This is a genomic window from Blastococcus sp. VKM Ac-2987, from assembly GCF_026967805.1.
Lineage (GTDB): Bacteria > Actinomycetota > Actinomycetes > Mycobacteriales > Geodermatophilaceae > Blastococcus.
Genome location: NZ_JAPVBG010000008.1, coordinates 1 through 1061, shown reverse-complemented (window position 1 = coordinate 1061; position 1061 = coordinate 1). Strand labels below are relative to the sequence as shown.

Here is a 1061-nt window from a genome sequence, read left to right as displayed (position 1 = left end):
CTGCCGTCGGCCTCCAGCGCCTGCGCCCGGATCCCCGCGGCGACCGGGACGAGGTCCGCGGCGGTCAGCTCGGGCACGTACCGCTGGGCGGCGGCGGTGAAGGTGCGCTTGCTGAGCGAGCCGCGCATCTCGGCGAGGCCGGTCCGCCAGTGCTGCGCGGCGAACTTGCGGAAGCCGGCGTAGCGCACGATCTCGGCGAGCTCCCGGACGCTGACGTCGCGCCGGCGGTAGCCCTCGCGGGCCAGCGCCAGGACGGCGTTGGGGCCGACCAGCACCTCGCCGTCGAACCGCGGGGTCAGGTGCACCCCGAGGAACGGGTAGCGCGGATCGGGCACCGGGTAGACCAGGCCGTTCACCAGTGACCGCTTCTCGGGCACGAGCGCGAAGTACTCGCCGCGGAACGGCACGATCCGCGGTGCGTGGACGTCGCCGGCCAGCGCAGCGAGCCGGTCGACCTGCAGCCCCGCGCAGAGCACCACCTGGTCGACGACGATCTCCTCGCCGCTGCCGCCGCGGACGACGACCTCCTCGGCCGGGCCGCCGGAGGTGTGCTCCAGACCGGTGACGGCGAACCCGGTGCGCACGGTGGCGCCCCGGGCCTCGGCGTCGGCGGCCAGCGCCCGGGTGATCCCGGCGTAGTCGACGATCGCGGTGGTGGGGGAGTGCAGGCCGGCGATGCCGGTGACGTGCGGCTCCAGCTCGTGCAGCTCGGCGCGGTCGATGATCCGGATCCCGGGCACCCCGTTGGCGCGGGCGCGTTCGGCGATCGCGTCGAGCCGGTGCTGCTCGGCGGCGTCCAGGGCGACGAGGACCTTGCCGACCTCCTGGTAGCCCAGCCCCTTCTCGGCGCAGAACTCCTTGAGCAGCCCCACGCCGCGGCGGCACAGCAGGGCCTTGAGCGAGCCGGGCTCGTAGTACAGCCCGGCGTGGACCACGCCGCTGTTGCGGCCGGTCTGGTGCGCGGCGAGCCGGTCCTCCTTCTCCAGCAGGGTCACCTGGGCGTCGGGGCGCAGCTCGAGGAGTCGGCGGGCGACCGCCGTCCCGATGATGCCGCCACCGAC

The 1061-nt window shown here is 74.9% G+C and carries 1 protein-coding gene; it reads right to left on the bottom strand.

The genetic code is table 11. The features are described 5' to 3' along the window. Positions 1-1061 (bottom strand): L-2-hydroxyglutarate oxidase (gene lhgO, locus O2W17_RS22180; protein WP_269194658.1); only part of this gene is annotated, 1061 nt, incomplete at both ends.